The sequence below is a fragment of the Kitasatospora cathayae genome (assembly GCF_027627435.1).
Taxonomy (GTDB): Bacteria; Actinomycetota; Actinomycetes; order Streptomycetales; family Streptomycetaceae; genus Kitasatospora; species Kitasatospora cathayae.
The window spans coordinates 855,736-874,128 of record NZ_CP115450.1 but is presented as its reverse complement, the minus strand read 5'-3'; the positions used below and the strand labels follow the sequence as shown (position 1 = coordinate 874,128).

General features: G+C 70.5%; 19 protein-coding genes. 14 read left to right on the top strand and 5 right to left on the bottom strand.

Going from position 1 to position 18,393, the window contains the following annotated elements; all coding sequences use genetic code 11:
• Nucleotides 1-6: 6 nt before the first annotated feature.
• From O1G21_RS04040 to O1G21_RS04025, 4 genes are all read right to left on the bottom strand, one after another.
• Nucleotides 7-288 (bottom strand): metal-sensitive transcriptional regulator, encoded by a 282-nt coding sequence (locus O1G21_RS04040; protein ID WP_270140818.1) that lies wholly within the window; start codon nucleotides 286-288, stop codon nucleotides 7-9.
• Between the two features lie 159 nt (nucleotides 289-447).
• Nucleotides 448-771, bottom strand: a complete 324-nt coding sequence (locus tag O1G21_RS04035; protein ID WP_270140816.1) for a heavy-metal-associated domain-containing protein — start codon at nucleotides 769-771, stop codon at nucleotides 448-450.
• Nucleotides 772-870: 99 nt separating this feature from the next.
• Nucleotides 871-1,758, bottom strand: a complete 888-nt coding sequence (locus O1G21_RS04030) for a M56 family metallopeptidase (protein ID WP_270140814.1) — start codon at nucleotides 1,756-1,758, stop codon at nucleotides 871-873.
• Nucleotides 1,755-2,123, bottom strand: coding sequence for a BlaI/MecI/CopY family transcriptional regulator (locus O1G21_RS04025; protein ID WP_270140812.1), 369 nt, complete (start codon nucleotides 2,121-2,123; stop codon nucleotides 1,755-1,757). Before O1G21_RS04025 ends, O1G21_RS04030 begins: the two co-directional genes overlap by 4 nt.
• 208 nt (nucleotides 2,124-2,331) lie before the next feature.
• Here O1G21_RS04025 and O1G21_RS04020 point away from each other — a divergent pair, with 208 nt between their 5' ends.
• From O1G21_RS04020 to O1G21_RS03955, 14 genes are all read left to right on the top strand, one after another.
• Nucleotides 2,332-3,558 carry a trans-sulfuration enzyme family protein gene (locus tag O1G21_RS04020; RefSeq protein ID WP_270140810.1) on the top strand — a complete coding sequence of 409 codons (1,227 nt, stop codon included), beginning with the start codon at nucleotides 2,332-2,334 and terminating at the stop codon, nucleotides 3,556-3,558.
• Between the two features lie 120 nt (nucleotides 3,559-3,678).
• Nucleotides 3,679-4,176: a MaoC family dehydratase gene (locus O1G21_RS04015; protein WP_270140808.1), complete on the top strand. Its 498-nt coding sequence runs from the start codon at nucleotides 3,679-3,681 to the stop codon at nucleotides 4,174-4,176.
• A 60-nt stretch (nucleotides 4,177-4,236) separates the two neighbouring features.
• Nucleotides 4,237-5,055: a class I SAM-dependent methyltransferase gene (locus O1G21_RS04010; RefSeq protein ID WP_270140806.1), complete on the top strand. Its 819-nt coding sequence runs from the start codon at nucleotides 4,237-4,239 to the stop codon at nucleotides 5,053-5,055.
• Nucleotides 5,056-5,086: 31 nt separating this feature from the next.
• Entirely contained in the window at nucleotides 5,087-6,133 is a 1,047-nt protein-coding gene (locus tag O1G21_RS04005; RefSeq protein WP_270140804.1) for a methyltransferase domain-containing protein, read from the top strand.
• Nucleotides 6,134-6,165: 32 nt separating this feature from the next.
• Nucleotides 6,166-7,062 (top strand): diiron oxygenase, encoded by an 897-nt coding sequence (locus tag O1G21_RS04000; RefSeq protein WP_270140802.1) that lies wholly within the window; start codon nucleotides 6,166-6,168, stop codon nucleotides 7,060-7,062.
• 39 nt (nucleotides 7,063-7,101) lie between these two features.
• Complete coding sequence (locus O1G21_RS03995) at nucleotides 7,102-7,956, top strand: class-II aminoacyl-tRNA synthetase family protein (RefSeq protein WP_270140801.1); 855 nt, start codon at nucleotides 7,102-7,104, stop codon at nucleotides 7,954-7,956.
• A 1-nt stretch (nucleotide 7,957) separates the two neighbouring features.
• Nucleotides 7,958-8,374, top strand: coding sequence for a holo-ACP synthase (gene acpS / locus O1G21_RS03990; protein ID WP_270140799.1), 417 nt, complete (start codon nucleotides 7,958-7,960; stop codon nucleotides 8,372-8,374).
• Between the two features lie 43 nt (nucleotides 8,375-8,417).
• Nucleotides 8,418-8,660 (top strand): acyl carrier protein, encoded by a 243-nt coding sequence (locus O1G21_RS03985; protein WP_270140797.1) that lies wholly within the window; start codon nucleotides 8,418-8,420, stop codon nucleotides 8,658-8,660.
• Between the two features lie 88 nt (nucleotides 8,661-8,748).
• On the top strand, nucleotides 8,749-9,942 hold the full coding sequence (metK, locus tag O1G21_RS03980; RefSeq protein ID WP_270140795.1) for a methionine adenosyltransferase: 1,194 nt from the start codon (nucleotides 8,749-8,751) through the stop codon (nucleotides 9,940-9,942).
• A 49-nt stretch (nucleotides 9,943-9,991) separates the two neighbouring features.
• Nucleotides 9,992-10,975 carry a carbohydrate kinase family protein gene (locus O1G21_RS03975; protein WP_270140793.1) on the top strand — a complete coding sequence of 328 codons (984 nt, stop codon included), beginning with the start codon at nucleotides 9,992-9,994 and terminating at the stop codon, nucleotides 10,973-10,975.
• Nucleotides 10,972-14,466, top strand: coding sequence for a methionine synthase (gene metH, locus O1G21_RS03970; RefSeq protein ID WP_270140791.1), 3,495 nt, complete (start codon nucleotides 10,972-10,974; stop codon nucleotides 14,464-14,466). The genes O1G21_RS03975 and metH overlap by 4 nt, the downstream gene beginning before the upstream one ends.
• Nucleotides 14,467-14,471: 5 nt before the next feature.
• A complete protein-coding gene (metF, locus tag O1G21_RS03965) occupies nucleotides 14,472-15,389 on the top strand; it encodes a methylenetetrahydrofolate reductase [NAD(P)H] (protein WP_270140789.1) in 918 nt (305 codons plus the stop codon).
• A 21-nt stretch (nucleotides 15,390-15,410) separates the two neighbouring features.
• Nucleotides 15,411-16,856 (top strand): adenosylhomocysteinase, encoded by a 1,446-nt coding sequence (gene ahcY, locus O1G21_RS03960; protein WP_270140788.1) that lies wholly within the window; start codon nucleotides 15,411-15,413, stop codon nucleotides 16,854-16,856.
• Nucleotides 16,857-16,890: 34 nt separating this feature from the next.
• Nucleotides 16,891-17,535, top strand: a complete 645-nt coding sequence (locus O1G21_RS03955) for a maleylpyruvate isomerase family mycothiol-dependent enzyme (protein ID WP_270140786.1) — start codon at nucleotides 16,891-16,893, stop codon at nucleotides 17,533-17,535.
• Nucleotides 17,536-17,546: 11 nt separating this feature from the next.
• Here O1G21_RS03955 and O1G21_RS03950 read toward each other — a convergent pair whose 3' ends face one another.
• On the bottom strand, nucleotides 17,547-18,266 hold the full coding sequence (locus tag O1G21_RS03950) for a PIG-L deacetylase family protein (protein WP_270140784.1): 720 nt from the start codon (nucleotides 18,264-18,266) through the stop codon (nucleotides 17,547-17,549).
• Nucleotides 18,267-18,393 lie beyond the last annotated feature (127 nt).

The following is an 18,393-nucleotide window of genomic DNA, read 5'->3' as shown; positions in this document are numbered from 1 at the left end:
GCGGTGTCAGGAACGGACCAAGCGGGCGATCGCCGCGTTGGCCTCCTTGATCTTGGTGTTGGCGTCCTCGCCGCCCTCCGCGATCGCCTCGCTGACACAGCAGGCGATGTGCTCGTCGAGCATCTGGAGAGCGAAGGATTGCAGTGCGCGGGTGGCGGCCGACACCTGGGTGAGGACGTCGATGCAGTAGGTGTCCTGCTCGACCATGCGCTGGAGGCCGCGGATCTGCCCCTCGATCCGGCGCAGCCGCTTGAGGACGTCGTCCTTGTGAGTGCTGTAGCTGGCCATGGCCGTCTCCGGTTCCTGTCCGGTCCGCCAGGACCAGAGGTCGTGCGCCGCGCATGCCGGGCGGGCGCCGGTCGTGTAGGTAGGGGTCTCTTACTCTACCGGGGGACGGTATGAACGCCCGATATGCCGTTGTGGGTTCGTCCGGACCAACGGAGAAGGTCAGTCGGAGAGCCGGCCAGCCAGCTCGTAGCCGGCCTCGTCGATGGCCGCCGCGACCGCGCTGTCGTCGAGCGGCTGGGCGCTGTCCACCGTGACCCGGCCCGTCGCGAGGTCGACGGCGACATCGGCGACACCGTCGATCTTCTTGAGTTCGGCGGTCACCGAGTTGACGCAGTGTCCGCAGGTCATGCCGGTCACCTGGAAGACCGCGCGGTTGGCCGACTCGGCCGCGGTCGCCGCGGCGCCGGTGCCGCAGGAGCCGCAGCAGGAGGAGCCGGCGGTCTCGGAGGGGGTGGGCTCCACGGTGATGGTGTTCTCGGTCATGGGTGCTCCTGTCGTTGATTTCCGGTACCGGCGGCCAATGGTCAGGCCCGCGCGTCTGATTGCGACCGTACCATACCCCCCTAGGGTACGTAAGGGTGCTTAGCGAGGAGTCGGCCCGCAGGTGAGGAGGTAGGGGAGCGCCGGTCCGAGCGTGATCAGCATCAGGACGGCCAGCTGGAGGGCGGGACGGATCCGGGGCTCCGGCCGAAGGAGTCTGCGCATGCGCAGGATCGTGCTCGTGCCGCCGCCGGCGGCGAGCGTGACGGCCGACCGCTCCGGAGACGCCACCTCGCATATCGCCGTGGCCAGATCTTCCGCCGAACTCGTCCGCGCCGCGCGGTCGTCGGCCATCATCTCCAGCAGCACCGCCGTGTGCGTCCGGAGGCCGTGGGCCAGCGGAAGCTTCCAGAACGCGTCGGCGAGGCCGGAACTCACGGTGAGCAGAAGGTGATGCCGGCCGGACAGATGGGCGCGTTCGTGCAGGAGTGCCGCACCCAGTTGCCCGCTGGTGAGCGCGCACAGGGCGCCGCTGCTGACGACCACGGGCCCTCGGGGGAGGCAGTAGGCGACGGGAATCGGATGGTCCAGCAGCATCGCGTCGAGTTCCTCGTCGAACCGGCCCGCGAGCGCGAGTTTGTCGAGGTGTGCGGCCCGATCCCGCCGTGCGCGGTGTCCGGCCGCCGCGACCGAGGCGAGCGGCCACGCCATCCCCGCCGCGACCGGCAGCAGGATGGTGGGGCCCTCCGGGGCCGTCGGCGATCCCGGCTCGAACAGGCCCAGCAGGCCGTGGGTGTGGGAGCCGGAGAGCACGAGATGGTAGGCCGCCAGGGCGCAGGAGACTGTGAACGTGACCGCCAGCCCGTACCAGGCGGCCAATGCGAGCGCCGGAGAACGGCGGGTCCAGGCCGCCCGGGCGAGCAACGGCGGGAGGCCCGCGCCGACCAGTGCGGCGTAGGCCGCGAGGGCCAGTGCTGCCAGGGCGGTCACTCCGCGCGCTCGCGCAGCAGTTCCTCCAGTGTTTCGCGAAGGGCCTTCTGCTCGTCGGGTGATATCTGCTCGGCGAACCGCGCCAGCGCGGTGGACCGGTCGGGGCTCGATGTCAGCGCGTCCGCCATCAGGGCGGCGGTGTACTCCTCGCGGCTGCGGACCGACTGGTAGACCCACACGCGACCGTCCTTGCGGCGCTGCAGGTGGCCCTTGTGGAAGAGGATCTCGGCCACGGTCATGACCGTGGTGTAGGCGATCTGCCGGGTGGTGGTGAGATCGTCCACCAGTTCGCGGACGGTGGCCGGCCGTCCCCAGGACCAGATCCGGTTCATGATCTCCGCCTCGAGTTCGCCTAAGCGTCGCATGGGTGACTCCCGTTGCCGTGGTGGTCGTTGCGCTCGTCATCGTAGGCGGCAGGCGGCCTGGAGTGGCTGTGGGATCTACGATAGGGGGGTAGGGGGGTTGGGTATGCATTGATTATGGATCATTTCCCAGGCTCAGTAGGGTACTTGTCGCCATAATGGGCGCATACCCCTTGTCAGGCCGCTGGGGTTGGCGGGCATGCTGGGCGGCATGACGACGCAATCCGAGGCCGCCCGTGCGGCCGACCGCGCCCAGGCCCTTCCCCTCGACGCCCGGACCCGGGTGGTGCACGCGGCGGCGATGCGCACCCCGGGTCCGGGTCCACTGAGCGTGCCGATCTACCAGACCTCCGGCTTCGCCTTCGACGACGCCGACACGATCGCCTCGGCGATGAGCGGGCCGGAGGGCGACTTCGTGTACACCCGGCGCGGCAATCCGACCGTCCGCGCCCTGGAGTCGGCGGTGGCCGACTTGGAGGGCGGCTCCGCGGCCATCGCGAGTTCCTCCGGAATGGGGGCCATCAGTGCGGTGCTGCTCTCGCTGCTCCGGCCCGGCGACCATGTCCTCGCCCAGAAGTGCCTCTACGGCGGCACCTTCTCCACCCTCTCGGATCTCGCCCGGCGGTACGGGATCGAGACGACCTACCTGGAGGGTGACGGGCCCGAGGAGATCGCCGCCGCGCGCAGGCCGAACAGCAGGCTGCTCCTGCTGGAGACCATCGCCAATCCGACCACCCGGGTCTGCGACCTTCCGGCTCTGCTCGCTGCGGGACGGGCCGGCGGGCTGCTCGGGGTGGTAGACAACTCCCTCGCCTCGCCGGTGCTCTGCCGCCCGATCGAGCACGGCGCGGACATCGTCGTGCACTCCACGACGAAGTACCTGGCCGGGCACAGCGACGTGATCGGCGGGATCGCGGTCTTCGCCGATCCGGTGCTGCATCGCACGGTCTGGGCGCGCGCCGTCGAACTCGGCGCCACCCCGGATCCGTTCGCGGCGTGGCTGACGATCCGCGGGCTGCAGACGCTGGCGGTGCGGATGCGCCAGCACTGCGAGAACGCCGCCCTGCTGGCGGAGCGCCTCGTCGCCCATCCGGCGGTGGCGGCCGTTCACTGGCCGGGCTTGGACGGGCATCCGGACCGTGCGGCGGCGCGCCGGCTGCTCGATGGCTACGGCGGGATGCTCTCCTTCGACCTGGTGGGGGGTCGGGAGGCCGGGCGCAGGTTTGTCGGCGCGGTCCGGCTGGCACGCCTCGCACTGTCGATCGGCGGGGTGGAGACGCTGGTGACTCATCCGGCGAGCACCTCCCACCGCGAGCTCGGTGACCGCCAGCTCAAGGAAGCCGGGATCGGGGCCGGGACGGTCCGGCTGGCGGTCGGCATCGAGCATGGCGAGGACCTCTGGCGTGACCTTGACCGGGCACTCTCGGCTCTCATCTGATCGAGCCGCTTTTTTTGCTTGACCAAATCATTGGCCGATGCGTAAGTTGATGGAGTCTCAACGGCCCGCGCCGGGCTTCGCGCGTCCACGACGCCCCCGGCGCCGACGGCAGGGGAATCCATGTACTTCTTCGAGGACTTCGCCCCGGGCGACGTGTTCGAACTCGGCACCGTCTCGGTGACGATGGATCAGATCATCGAGTTCAGCGAGACCTATGACCCGCAGCCGTTCCATGTCGACCCGGAGCTCGCGCTGGCCTCCCCGTTCGAGGGGCTCATCGCCAGCGGCTGGCAGACGGCCTCGCTGTTCATGCGTCGCTACGTCGACGGCCTGCTCGCCGACAGCGCGTGCGTCGGCTCGCCGGGCGTCGACGAGATCCGCTACCACCGTCCGGTCCGGCCCGGCGACGTGCTGCACGCCCGGGTCCGGGTCCTCGGGTCCAGCCCGTCGTTCGGCCGGTCGGACACCGGCATCGTCAAGCCGATGTGCGAACTGGTCGACGAGGAGGGGCGGTTGGTGTTCAGCATGATCCTGCACAGCATCTTCGAACGCCGGCTGACGCGGGAGCCCGTGATGCCGATGTCGATCGACCCCGTCCACCCGGCGCGCTCGGCCTGAGCCGACGCCCCTGACCGGCGGGAACCCCCACCCATGGAAGCTGTCGAAGGGAACCAACCCATGGAAGCTGTATCGAAAACCGCCCAGTGGACCGCCGCGGCCCGTGCGCTGGAGTCCGAACGAGCCGACGCGCTGTTCGTCGACCCGTACGCGCGGACCGTCGCCGCCGACACCGGCTTCAAGCTGCTCGACCGTTACGCCGGTGCCGGGACCGTGGAGTTCCTGGCCATCCGCACCACCTACCTCGACCGGGCCATCGCGAAGGCCGCGTCGGAGCAGGGCATCCGCCAGGTGGTCTTCGTCGCCGCAGGCATGGACACCCGTCCGTTCCGGCTCGACTGGGCCGTCGGCACCACCGTGTTCGAGCTCGACCGGCCGGCGCTGCTGCTGGCCAAGGACCAGCTGCTGGACGGCGCGCAGCCGCCCGCCGGCGTCACCCGACACCCGGTGGCCGTCGACCTGGCGGGGGAGTGGACCGACCTGCTGCTCATGGGCGGCTTCCGCCCGGACGTCCCGACCCTGTGGGTGATCGAGGGGCTGATGTTCTTCCTCCCCGAGGACGCGGTCCGCCGCCTGCTCGCCACCGTCCGCGGCCTGTCCGCCGAAGGAAGCGTGCTGCTCGGCGACTTCGCGAGCCGGGCCTCGCTGGTCAACCCCCTGGCCCGTCCGTTCCTGAACGCCCTCGCCGATGACGGCGCGCCCTGGCAGTTCGGCACCGACACCCCCGAGCAGTTCCTGACCGAGTGCGGCTGGGAGGCCCGCGAGGTGCGCCAGCCGGGCGAGGACGGCGCGTCGTTCGACCGCTGGCCCTACCCCGTGCTCTCCCGGGACCTGCCGGGCGTTCCCCGGTCCTTCCTGTTCACCGCCTGCCCCGCGTGACCGGGACACCCGAACGACCACCGGAGGAAGCATGACCGCCCCCACCCCCTTCCGTGACCGGGTGATCGACGACGGCGCGGCTGCCGTCAGAGGCCTGACCGTGGCCCTCGGCGAACGCCTCGGCCTCTACCGCGCGCTCGCCGGCGCCGGCCCGCTCACCCCCAAGGAACTCGCCGACCGCACCGGAGTCCACCTGCGCTACGCCACCGAGTGGCTGCACGCCCAGGCCAGCGCGGGGTACGTCGAGCACGACCCCGAGCCCGACACCTACCGGCTCCCGGACGACCACGCCGCCGTGCTGGCCGACCCCGACAGCCCCGGCTTCGTCGCCGCGTTCTTCACCGCGCTCAAGGCGCTCTACGCGACCGAGGACCAGCTCGTCCAGGCCTACCGCAACGGCGGCGGCGTCGAGTGGTCCGACCACCACGACTCCCTGGACACCGGCATGGGCAGCTTCTTCCTGCCCGGCTACCGTGCCCACCTGGTCCGGCACTGGCTGCCCGCCCTGGACGGCGTTGTCGACCGCCTCCGCGCCGGCGGCCGGGTCGCCGACGTCGGCTGCGGCGTCGGACACTCGACCCTGATCATGGCCGAGGCCTTCCCCGAGGCCTCCTTCCACGGTTTCGACTACTCCGCCGTCGCCATCGAGCACGCCCGCGAACTGGCCCGCCGGGCCGGCCTCGCCGACCGGGTCCGCTTCGACGTCGCCCCGGCCGACGCCTTCCCCGGCCAGGACTACGACCTGATCAGCTACTTCAACGTTCTGCACGACCTCGGCGACCCGGTCACCGCGGCCCGCTGGGCCCACCGGGCACTGGCCCCCGAAGGCGTCTGGATGATCGTCGAACCCAACGCGCACGCCGCCCTCGGCGACAACCGCAACCCGGCCGGCCGGATGTTCATGAGCCTGTCGGCGGTGATGTGCCTGCCGGTCGCCGCCGCCCAGCACGGACCCCACGCCCTCGGCAACCACGCCGGGGAGGACGCCCTGCGCGCCATCGCCGAGGACGCCGGCTTCACCCGCTGGCGCCGCGCCACCGAGACCGCCGTCAGCGCGGTCTACCAAGCCCGCCGCTGACCACCCGACCAGCCCGACAAGGAGCGCGTGCCATGCCCACCGCCGAACTCGCCGTCACCGATCGGTTCCGCGAACTGCTCGACCGGCTCACGCAGAAGGCCATCGACGACTACTACAACCCCTACCAGCGCTTCGACTGGCCCGAGCACCTGGACGAGGACCAGTGGTGGATGAGCCCCGAGCTCATCTCCCCGGTCGGCACCGCGCAGCTCGACCAGCTCGACGAGGCAACCCGCAAGCGGCTCTCGAAGTGGGAGAGCATCAACTTCTACAGCCTCAACGTGCACGGCATCCGCGAACTGCTCATCGAGGTGGTCAACCGGATCCACATGCCCGGCTTCGAGGTCCCCTCGGACTTCTTCCACCACTTCATCGGCGAGGAGAACGAACACATGTGGTTCTTCGCCGAGTTCTGTCTCCGCTACGGCGGCAAGATCTACCAGCCGCCGGTCTTCAAGGCCCTCTCCGCACAGCGGCAGGAGCCCGAGGTGGAGAACTTCCTGGTCTTCGCCCGCATCCTCTTCTTCGAGGAGATGGTCGACCACTACAACATGGCGATGGGCCAGGACGAGCGGCTCTGCCACACCATCCGGCAGGTCAACGCCATCCACCACCAGGACGAGTCGCGGCACATCGCGTTCGGCCGCGAGCTGGTGGCCCACCTGTACGGGCGAATGTGCGAGCGGGTGAGCGAGGAGCGGCTGCGCGAGGTCGAGGGCTACCTCAAGCGCTACATCGTCTACAGCCTGCACTCGTTCTACAACCCCGAGACCTACCGCGACGCCGGCATTGCCGACCCGCTCGCCCTGCGCGCCGCACTGATCGCCGACGAGGGCCGGCGCGCTGCCGAGCGGCGGGTGATCCGCAAGCCCATGAGCTTCTTCCGCAAGATCGGCCTGTTCACCGACGAGACACTTCCCGTCGCCTGATCCCCCACCACCCGACCACCGAGACCCGACGAGGTACCGATGAGTCCCACGATCTCGCCTCCGGCGGCCGTCCAACACGGCGGCCTCTCCGCCCTGGGACCGGAAGCCACCGAGCTGCTGCGGCTGCTCGACGACACCTTCGCCGGCTGGGGCGTCCGAGCCGGTGCGGCCCAGCTCACCATGCCGCCGCTGCTGCCCGCCGCCGAACTGGCCAAGCTCGACTACTACGACAACTTCCCGCACCAGGCGATCCTCGCCACCCCGCTCGACCTGGCGAAGCGCGAGGAGCACCCCTACTCGACCACGGCCGGCACCTTCCCGCAGGAGGCCCTGGAACCGGCCGCCCTCGCCCTGCCCTCGGCCGCCTGCTACGGCGTCTACATGCACCACGCCGGCACCGCCCTCCCGGACGGCACGCTGGTGACCGTCCTCGGCCGGTGCTTCCGCAAGGAGACGGAGTACCACGACCTGCGCCGCCTGCTCGGCTTCCACATGCGAGAGGTGATCGCCATCGGCTCGCGCGAGCACACCGAGCAGCACCTGCGGCACTTCACCGACCGGATCACTGCGTTCGCCGCAGCGCTGGACCTGCCGCTGCGCAAGGAGGCCGCCACCGACCCGTTCTACGACCGCGGCGGCGCCCGGCTCCTCCTGCAGAAGCTCTCCCCCGTCAAGTACGAGTTCCTCTACGAGGACCTGGCCATCGCCTCGGTCAACGTGCACCGCAACTTCTTCGGCGAGCGCTGCGACATCACCGTGACCGACACCGGGGAGTCCGCCTTCACCAGCTGCGCCGCCTTCGGACTGGAACGCTGGCTCTCCGCCCTGACCCGCCGGCACGGCAGTTGGGCCGCCGCCACCGAGGCCGTCCGGCAGGCCGGCGCGGCGGTCTGAGATGACCGCCGCCGCGGCGCCCGGGCCCCCCGCCGGCTGGGCGAACCTCGGCATGGACATCGTCTCCGCCGGGCGGGTCCGCGCCATGATCGACGAGCACGGCGAGGTGTTCCTCCTCCGGATGCTCACCGAACGCGAGCTGGCCGACTGCCACACCGTCGACGGACTCGACATCCTCGCCGTCTGCGGCCGCATCGCCGCCAAGGAAGCCGCCTTCAAGACCCTGCGAGTCGCCGACAGCATCCTGCCCTGGCTCGACATCGAGGTCCGCCGGGCCCCGGGCGGCTGGCCTCTCATCGAACTGCACGGCCGGGCCGAGGCGCTCGCCGCCAGGGCCGGCATCAGCGGGATCACCGTCAGCATCAGCCACGACGTGGACTACGCCGTCGCCGTCGGCGCCCCCGTCCCGGTCGCCTGACCGCCCTCCCTCACCCAACCGCACCACGACAAGGAGCACACCCATGCCCGCGAACCTGCAGCCGGTCAAGGACTGGATCCTCAGCCGCCACCCCGAGCGCACCGACATCGCCCCCGACCTCGACCTCATCGAGAACCGGCTGATCGACTCGCTCTCCTTCGTCGAGTTCGTCTTCCTGCTGGAGCAGGCCAGTGGCCGGAAGATCGACATGACCGCCCTGGAGGTCGACCACCTGCGCACCCTGGCGGTCATCGAGGAGCGCTTCTTCACCGCGGCCGTGCGCTGAACCCCCACCCGAACTCCCAGCCCGTGGCCGCCCTCACCCGGAGGGCGGCCACGGCACCCGGCCCCACCACCCAGGAGCGGAAGCGAAGATGACGTACCGCCTGTTCACCTCGGAGTCCGTCACCGAGGGCCACCCCGACAAGATCGCCGACCAGATCAGCGACAGCATCCTGGACGCCCTGCTCGCCCAGGACCCGTCCTCCCGGGTCGCCGTCGAGACGCTGATCACCACCGGCCAGGTCCACGTGGCCGGCGAGGTCACCACCGAGGCCTACGCGGACATCCCCACCCTGGTCCGCGACACCGTCCTGCGCATCGGCTACGACAGCTCACACAAGGGCTTCGACGGCGCCTCCTGCGGTGTCTCGGTCTCCATCGGCGCGCAGTCCACCGACATCGCCCAGGGCATCGACACCGCCTACGAGACCCGCCGGGACGGCCTGACCGACGCCCTCGACCGGCAGGGCGCCGGCGACCAGGGCCTGATGTTCGGCTACGCCTGCGACGACACCCCCGAGCTGATGCCGCTGCCGATCACACTCGCCCACCGGCTCTCCGCGCGGCTCGCCCAGGTCCGCAAGGACGGGACCGTGCCTTACCTGCGCCCGGACGGCAAGACCCAGGTCACCATCGCGTACGACGGCGACCGGGCGGTGCGGCTGGACACCGTCGTGGTCTCCACCCAGCACGCCCCGGACGTCGACCTGGAGGGCCTGCTGGCCCCCGACATCGAGCAGTTCGTCGTCGAGCCCCTGCTCCGGGACCTCGACCTCGACACCGCCGGGTGCCGGCTGCTGGTCAACCCGACCGGCCGCTTCGAAATCGGCGGCCCGATGGGCGACGCCGGCCTGACCGGCCGCAAGATCATCGTGGACACCTACGGCGGAATGGCCCGGCACGGCGGCGGCGCCTTCTCCGGCAAGGACCCGTCCAAGGTCGACCGCTCGGCCGCGTACGCGATGCGCTGGGTGGCGAAGAACATCGTTGCCGCCGGCCTCGCCCGCCGCGCCGAGGTCCAGGTCGCGTACGCGATCGGCAAGGCCGCGCCGGTGGGCCTGTTCGTCGAGACCTTCGGAACGGAGTCCGTGCCGGTCGCCCGGATCCAGGACGCCGTCTCCGAGGTCTTCGACCTGCGCCCGGCCGCCATCATCCGCGACTTGGACCTGCTGCGTCCGGTCTATGCGCAGACCGCTGCCTACGGCCACTTCGGCCGCGAGCTGCCCGACTTCACCTGGGAGCGCACCGACCGCGCGGACAAGCTCCGGCAGGCCGCCGGTCTGTGACCCCAGCGGTCCCCGGCACCCGCCACCGGCCCGACGAAGGAGACCCGCCGTGCGCATTGCCGTCACCGGCTCGATCGCCACCGATCATCTGATGACCTTCCCCGGACGCTTCACCGACCAGCTGCTCCCCGACCGGCTCGACTCGATCTCCCTGTCCTTCCTCGCGGACGGACTGGAGGTGCGCAGGGGCGGGGTCGCCGCGAACATCGCCTTCGGGCTGGGCGTTCTCGGCCTGACCCCCACCCTGGTCGGAGCGGCCGGGCTCGACTTCGGTGACTATCAGCTGTGGCTCAAGCAGCACGGCGTCGTCACCGACCACGTCCGGATCAGCGACACCCGGCACACCGCCCGGTTCGTCTGCACCACGGACCAGGACCAGAACCAGATCGCCACCTTCTACCCGGGCGCGATGAGCGAGGCCGCCGGGATCGACCTCGCCGCGGTGGCCGAGGAGACCGGCGGCTTCGATCTCGTCCTGGTCGCGCCCGACGACCCGGAGGCGATGCTCAACCACACGGCCGCCTGCCGCCGGACCGGCACGTCGTTCGCCGCGGACCCGTCGCAGCAGTTGCCGCGGCTCGATACCGAGCAGGCACGCCAACTGCTGGACGGCGCCCGGTACCTGTTCACCAACGCGTACGAGGCGGCACTGCTGCGGAAGCTCACCGGGTGGTCGCGGGAGGAGACCCTCGGCCGGGTGGGGCTCTGGATCACCACGCTCGGCGCAGACGGCGCGCGAATCGAGAGCGCGGACGGCGAACCGGTCACCGTGCCGGCGGTACCCGTCGAGCGGGTCAGTGACCCGACCGGGGTGGGGGACGCGTTCCGCGCGGGCTTCCTGGCAGGCCGGGCGTGGGAGCTGCCGGTCGTCCGCTCCGCCCAGCTCGGCTGCGTCCTGGCGGCGGTCGTGCTGGGCCGGACGGGCACTCAGGAGTACGGGATGCGCCGGGAGGAACTGCTCGGCACCATCGGCGACACGTACGGCCAGGATGCCGCCGTCGAACTCGCGCTGGCATGGGCGGGTCGGCCATGACGCCTCTCTCTCCGCAGAGCCGCGCGAACGCGTTGCGTGAGGCGCTCGCCACCCGGGTGGTGGTCGCCGACGGTGCGATGGGCACCATGCTCCAGGCGCAGGACCCGACGCTGGAGGACTTCCAGGACCTCGAGGGCTGCAACGAGGTCCTGAACATCACCCGGCCGGACATCGTCCGCTCCGTCCACGAGGCCTACTTCGCGGTGGGCGTGGACTGCGTCGAGACCAACACCTTTGGCGCCAACTTCGCCGCGCTGGGCGAGTACGAGATCGCCGACCGCATCTTCGAGCTGTCCGAGGCCGGTGCCCGGATCGCCCGCGAGGTGGCCGACGCCCACGCCGCCGACGGCCGCCCCCGCTGGGTGCTCGGCTCGATCGGCCCCGGCACCAAGCTGCCGACCCTCGGCCACGCCCCGTACGAGACGCTGCGCGACGGCTTCCAGCAGAACGCGGCCGGCCTGATCGCCGGTGGCGCCGACGCGCTGCTGGTGGAGACCAGCCAGGACCTGCTGCAGACCAAGGCCGCGATCCTCGGCTCCAAGCGCGCCCTGGCCGAGGCCGGGCTGGACCTGCCGCTGCTGGTGCAGGTGACGGTGGAGACCACCGGCACCATGCTGCTCGGCTCCGAGATCGGCGCCGCGCTGACCGCGCTGGAGCCGCTCGGCGTCGACTGCATCGGCCTCAACTGCGCCACCGGCCCGGCCGAGATGAGCGAGCACCTGCGCTACCTGGCCAAGAACGCCAGGATCGGCCTGTCCTGCATGCCCAACGCGGGCCTGCCGGTGCTCGGCAAGAACGGCGCCCACTACCCGCTCTCCCCGGCCGAACTGGCCGAGGCGCACGACGTGTTCACCCGCGAGTACGGCCTCTCGCTGGTCGGCGGCTGCTGCGGCACCACCCCGGAGCACCTGCGCCAGGTGGTCGAGAAGGTCCAGGGTCGCCCGATCACCCGGCGCGAGCCCCAGCCGGAGCCCTCGGCCGCCTCGCTCTACCAGGCGGTGCCGCTGCGCCAGGACACCTCGTACCTGGCGATCGGCGAGCGCACCAACGCCAACGGCTCGAAGAAGTTCCGCGAGTCGATGCTGGCCGGCGACTGGCAGGCCTGCGTGGAGATCGCCCGGGACCAGATCCGGGACGGCTCGCACCTGCTGGACCTGTGCGTGGACTACGTCGGCCGTGACGGCGTCGCCGACATGAAGGAGATCGCCGGCCGGCTGGCCACCGCCTCCACCCTGCCGATCGTGTTGGACTCCACCGAGCCGCCGGTGCTGCAGGCCGGTCTGGAGGCGCTCGGCGGCCGCGCGGTGCTCAACTCGGTCAACTACGAGGACGGCAACGCCCCCGACTCGCGGTTCGGCAGGATCGCGTCGCTGGCCCGCGAGCACGGCGCCGGGCTGATCGCGCTGACCATCGACGAGCAGGGCCAGGCCCGTACGGCCGAGAAGAAGGTGGCGATCGCCGAGCGGCTGATCGCCGAGCTGACCACCGACTACGGCATCGACGAGGGCTCGATCCTGGTCGACTGCCTCACCTTCACCCTGGCCACCGGCCAGGAGGAGTCCCGCCGGGACGGCATCGAGACGATCGAGGCGATCCGCGAGCTCAAGCGCCGCCACCCCGGGGTGCAGACCACCCTCGGCCTGTCGAACATCTCCTTCGGCCTCAACCCGGCCGCCCGCGTGGTGCTCAACTCGGTCTTCCTGCACGAGTGCGTGGAGGCCGGCCTGGACTCGGCGATCGTGCACGCCTCCAAGATCCTGCCGATCTCCCGGATCCCCGAGGACCAGCGCGAGGCCGCCCTGGACCTGGTGTACGACCGCCGCCGGGACGGCTACGACCCGCTGCAGCGCCTGCTGGAACTGTTCGAGAACGTCTCCACCGCCTCGGTCAAGGCCTCCAAGGCGCAGGAGCTGGCCGCCCTCCCGCTGGAGGAGCGGCTGCAGCGCCGGATCATCGACGGCGAACGCAACGGCCTGGAGGCCGACCTGGACGAGGCGCTGGCCGAGCGCCCCGCCCTGGAGATCATCAACGACACCCTGCTGTCCGGCATGAAGGTGGTCGGCGACCTCTTCGGCTCCGGCCAGATGCAGCTGCCCTTCGTGCTCCAGTCCGCCGAGGTGATGAAGACCGCGGTCGCCCACCTGGAGCCGCACATGGAGAAGTCCGACAGCGAGGGCAAGGGCACCATCGTGCTGGCCACCGTCAAGGGCGACGTCCACGACATCGGCAAGAACCTGGTCGACATCATCCTGTCCAACAACGGCTACAACGTGGTCAACCTGGGCATCAAGCAGCCGGTCTCGGCGATCCTGGACGCCGCGCAGGAGCACAACGCGGACGTCATCGGCATGTCCGGCCTGCTGGTGAAGTCCACCGTGATCATGAAGGAGAACCTGGAGGAGCTGAACCAGCGCAAGCTGGCCGCCAGTTTCCCGGTGATCCTCGGCGGCGCCGCCCTGACCCGCGCCTACGTCGAGCAGGACCTGCACGAGATCTACGAGGGCGAGGTCCGCTACGCCCGGGACGCCTTCGAGGGACTGCGGCTGATGGACGCGCTCATGGGCATGAAACGCGGGGTACCGGGAGCTAGGCTTCCCGACTTGAAGAGGCGTCGGCACCGACCGGCGGAGATCACCGAACCCGGCCCGGTGGACCGGCTGGGTCATGTCCGCTCTGACGTCGTCGTGGACAACACCGTGCCCACCCCGCCGTTCTGGGGCGACCGGATCGTCAAGGGCATCCCGTTCGCCGACTACGCCTCCTGGCTGGACGAGGACGCGCTGTTCAAGGGCCAGTGGGGCCTGAAGGCCGCACGCAACGGCGACGGCCCGTCCTACGAGGAGCTGGTGGAGACCGAGGGCCGGCCGCGGCTGCGGGCCTGGCTGGACCGGCTGCAGACCGAGGGCTGGCTGGAGGCGGCCGTGGTCTACGGCTACTACCCGGCCAACTCCAAGGGCGACGACCTGATCGTCTTCCACGAGGACGGCACCGAGCGGACCCGCTTCACCTTCCCCCGCCAGCGGCGCGGCCGCCGGCTCTGCCGGGCGGACTTCTTCCGCCCGGAGGAGTCCGGCGAGCGGGACGTGGTCGGCCTGCAGGTGGTCACCATGGGCAACCGGATCTCCGAGGCGGCCAACGAGCTGTTCGCCGGGAACTCCTACCGCGACTACCTGGAGCTGCACGGCCTGTCGGTGCAGCTGGCCGAGGCGCTCGCCGAGTTCTGGCACGCCCGGGTCCGCTACGAGCTGGGCTTCTCCGGCGAGGATCCGCAGGACGTGAAGGACATGTTCGCGCTCAAGTACCGGGGCGCCCGCTTCTCGCTCGGCTACGGGGCCTGCCCCGAGCTGGAGGACCGCGCCAAGATCGCCGAGCTGCTGAAGCCCGAGCGGATCGGCGTGGTGCTCTCCGAGGAGTTCCAGCTGCACCCCGAGCAGTCCACCGACGCGATCGTGATCCACCATCCCGAAGCCACCTATTTCAACGCGAGGTGACACCCATGAACCGGTCCACCGGGCCGAAGCCGCGTAGCCTGCGCGACATCCTGGCGGCGGGCGAGCGGACGTACTCCTTCGAGTTCTTTCCCGCCAGGGACGACACCGGCGAGCGCGCCCTGTGGGAGGCGATCCGGCGGGTGGAGGTCGTGGCGCCGACCTTCGTTTCGGTGACCTACGGAGCCGGCGGATCCTCCCGCGACCGGACGATCGCCACCACCGAACGGATGGCCGCGCAGACGACGTTGCGGCCGGTGGCCCATCTGACGGCCGTGGGGCATGCGACGGCCGAACTCCGGGCGATCATTCGGCGTTACGCGGACGCCGGGATCCGGGACGTGCTGGCCCTGCGGGGGGACCCGCCGGGTGATCCGCGTGGCACCTGGCAACCGCACCCGCAGGGCCTCACCTACGCTGCCGAGCTCGTACAACTCCTCAAGGAGTGCGGTGCGTTCACGGTGGGTGTCGCCGCCTTCCCGGAGCGGCACCCGCGCTCACCCGACTGGGAGAGCGACATCCGACACTTCGTCGCCAAGTGCCGGGCCGGCGCGGACTACGCCGTCACCCAGATGTTCTTCGACGTGGCGCACTACCTGCGGCTGAGGGACCGGCTGGCCGCGGCGGGCTGCGACACCCCGGTCATCCCGGAGGTCATGCCTGCGACCGACGTCCGCCAGATCGGCCGCTTCGCCCAGCTCAGCAACGCCACGTTCCCGGCCGACCTCGCCCGCCGTCTCGAGGCGGCTAGCGAGGACCCGGCGGCAGCGCACCGCATCGGGGTCGACCACGCGACCCGGATGGCGGAACAACTGCTCGCCGAGGGCGCACCGGGTCTGCACTTCATCACGTTGAACCGGTCGACGGCGGCCCTGGAGATCTACCGCAACCTCGGCCTGGACCACCCCACCGCCCAAGCCGCCTAACCAACTTTCCGGAGGACTTCCATGACGAACACGACCGGTGACTTCAAGGTCGCCGACCTTTCCCTGGCGGCGTTCGGCCGCAAGGAGATCCAGCTGGCCGAGCACGAGATGCCCGGCCTGATGTCGATCCGCGCCGAGTACGCCGAGGCGCAGCCGCTGGCCGGAGCCTGGATCACCGGTTCGCTGCACATGACCGTGCAGACCGCCGTGCTGATCGAGACCCTGACGGCGCTGGGCGCCGAGGTCCGCTGGTGCTCGTGCAACATCTTCTCCACCCAGGACCACGCCGCCGCGGCCATCGCCGTCGGCCCGGAGGGCACCCCGGAGAACCCGCAGGGCGTGCCGGTCTTCGCCTGGAAGGGCGAGACCCTGGAGGAGTACTGGTGGTGCACCGAGCAGGCGCTCACCTGGCCTGACGGCAAGACCCCGAACATGATCCTGGACGACGGCGGCGACGCCACCCTGCTGATCCACAAGGGCGTCGAGTTCGAGAAGGCCGGTGCCGCTCCGGACCCGTCCACCGCGGACAACGACGAGTTCCGGATCATCCTGGAGCTGCTCAACCGCACCCTCGAGGAGACCCCGAACAAGTGGACCGAGGTCGCCGCCACCATCAAGGGCGTGACCGAGGAGACCACCACCGGTGTCCACCGCCTGTACGAGATGCACCGTGACGGCCAGCTGCTGTTCCCGGCGATCAACGTCAACGACTCGGTCACCAAGTCGAAGTTCGACAACAAGTACGGTTGCCGCCACTCGCTCATCGACGGCATCAACCGCGCCACCGACGTCCTGATCGGCGGCAAGGTCGCGGTCGTCTGCGGCTACGGCGACGTCGGCAAGGGCTGCGCCGAGTCGCTGCGCGGCCAGGGTGCCCGCGTCATCGTCACCGAGATCGACCCGATCTGCGCGCTCCAGGCGGCGATGGACGGCTACCAGGTCACCACCCTGGAGGACGTGGTCGAGACGGCCGACATCTTCATCACGACCACGGGCAACAAGGACATCATCATGGCCTCGCACATGGCCCGGATGAAGCACCAGGCCATCGTGGGCAACATCGGCCACTTCGACAACGAGATCGACATGGCCGGCCTGGCGCAGCTGCCGGGTGTCGTGAAGACCGAGGTGAAGCCGCAGGTCCACGAGTGGCGCAAGGCCGACGGCCGCACCGTCATCGTCCTCTCCGAGGGCCGTCTGCTGAACCTGGGCAACGCGACCGGCCACCCGTCCTTCGTGATGTCCAACTCCTTCGCGAACCAGACGATCGCGCAGATCGAGCTGTTCACGAAGACGGAGCAGTACCCGATCGGCGTCTACGTGCTGCCGAAGCACCTGGACGAGAAGGTCGCCCGTCTGCACCTGGACGCGCTGGGCGTGAAGCTGACCACCCTGACCCAGGAGCAGGCCGACTACATCGGCGTTCCGGTCGAGGGCCCGTACAAACCGGAGCAGTACCGCTACTGACCACCCGTCCCAACACGAGGGAAGAGCTTGCACCATGACCGCACGACGTGACCCGGAGCGTCCGGGAAGGCTGCTGCGCACGGAACGCGAGACGCTGCTGCCCCTGCTCCGGCGAACACCGCCCGAGGACTTCGAGCGCCCGACGGCCTGTCCCGACTGGAACGTACGCGAGGTGCTGGCCCACTGCGGCGCGGCGCTGGTACGCATCATCGAGGGGCGGCTGCCGGCCTTCACCCCCGAGCACAACGCCCAGGACGTCGCCGAGCGGGCCGACTGGTCGCTGGACCGCATCCTCGACGAGCTGGAGTACGGGATGACCGAGGCCGGGCCAGCCATCGAGGCTGCCGGCGGCGAGCTGGACGTCATCGCGCTGGGGGAGTGGGTGCATGCCGGGGACGTCCGCGACGCGCTGGGCGAGCCGGGGGCGTACGAGGGCCTCGGGCTGGACGACGCGCTGGCCCTGCTGGCCACGGTGAGCCGGGAGCGGAGCACCCCCCGGGTCTGCGCTTTCACCCCGCGCGGGTCGTGGCTGCTCGGGAACCTCGTGGACGGCCGAGCAGCCGCCCAGTTGAGCAGCGACGAGGGCACGTTGATCCGGATGTACACCGGCAGACCCGTGGCTCCGGAACGGTACTCGCTGGCCGGGGCGCGGCGCGAGGAACTGGTCATCTACCGCTGACGCCAGGGCGGTCAGAGCCGGATCACCTGGAACGCCTCGGCGAGCCGGCCGGCCGGCAAACCGCCGGACACGGCGTGCTCGGTCTGCCAGCGGCGCAGCAGCGCCTCCAGATCGGCCACGTGGGCAGTCTGCGAGGTGTGCAGGCGCAGCGCGGCCAGCTTCCGCTCGAACAGGTCGGTGACGTCCACGAAATGGTTCGGTGACGGACCCATGATCAGCCAGATCTCCGGCACCTCCCACGCCTCCAGCCCCTGCGCGCGCAACTCCGGGTGCGCGTAGGGGTTGCGGGCGTCCGGGTAGACGGCGCGCAGCGCCGCCTCGCCGGCCGCCCGGTGGTCCGGGTGGGTGTCGGCGATCCGGGCCCAGTTGATCTCCGGGCTCGGCATCAGCACCACCTGCGGGCGGACCTGGCGGATCACCCGGGCGATGTCCCGGCGCAGTTCGATGCTCGGCTCCAACCGACCGTCCGGGTAGCCGAGGAAGCGCACCTCGCGCACCCCGGCGTAGCCGGCGGCGGCCCGCTGTTCGGCGCGGCGCAGCGGTGAGATCGACTGGCGGGGCAGGCCGTCGTCGTAGCCGCCGCTGTCGCCGTCGGTCAGCACGCAGTAGGTGACTTCCGTCCCGAGGGCCGTCCACTGCATGACCGTGCCGGCGACGCAGAACTCGGTGTCGTCGGGGTGTGCGGTCAGCACCAGGACGCGGTCCGGCGGTGCCTCCTGGCTCTCGCTCATCAGGTCTCCTTCTCGGCAGCTGGACATCGTCAGCTTCGCCGCCGGGGACTGCCGTGCACAACGAAATTCGGTGGCACACACCGGACATGGCGTCATTTGGACAAGCCAAAGAAATGAAGAAACCGCA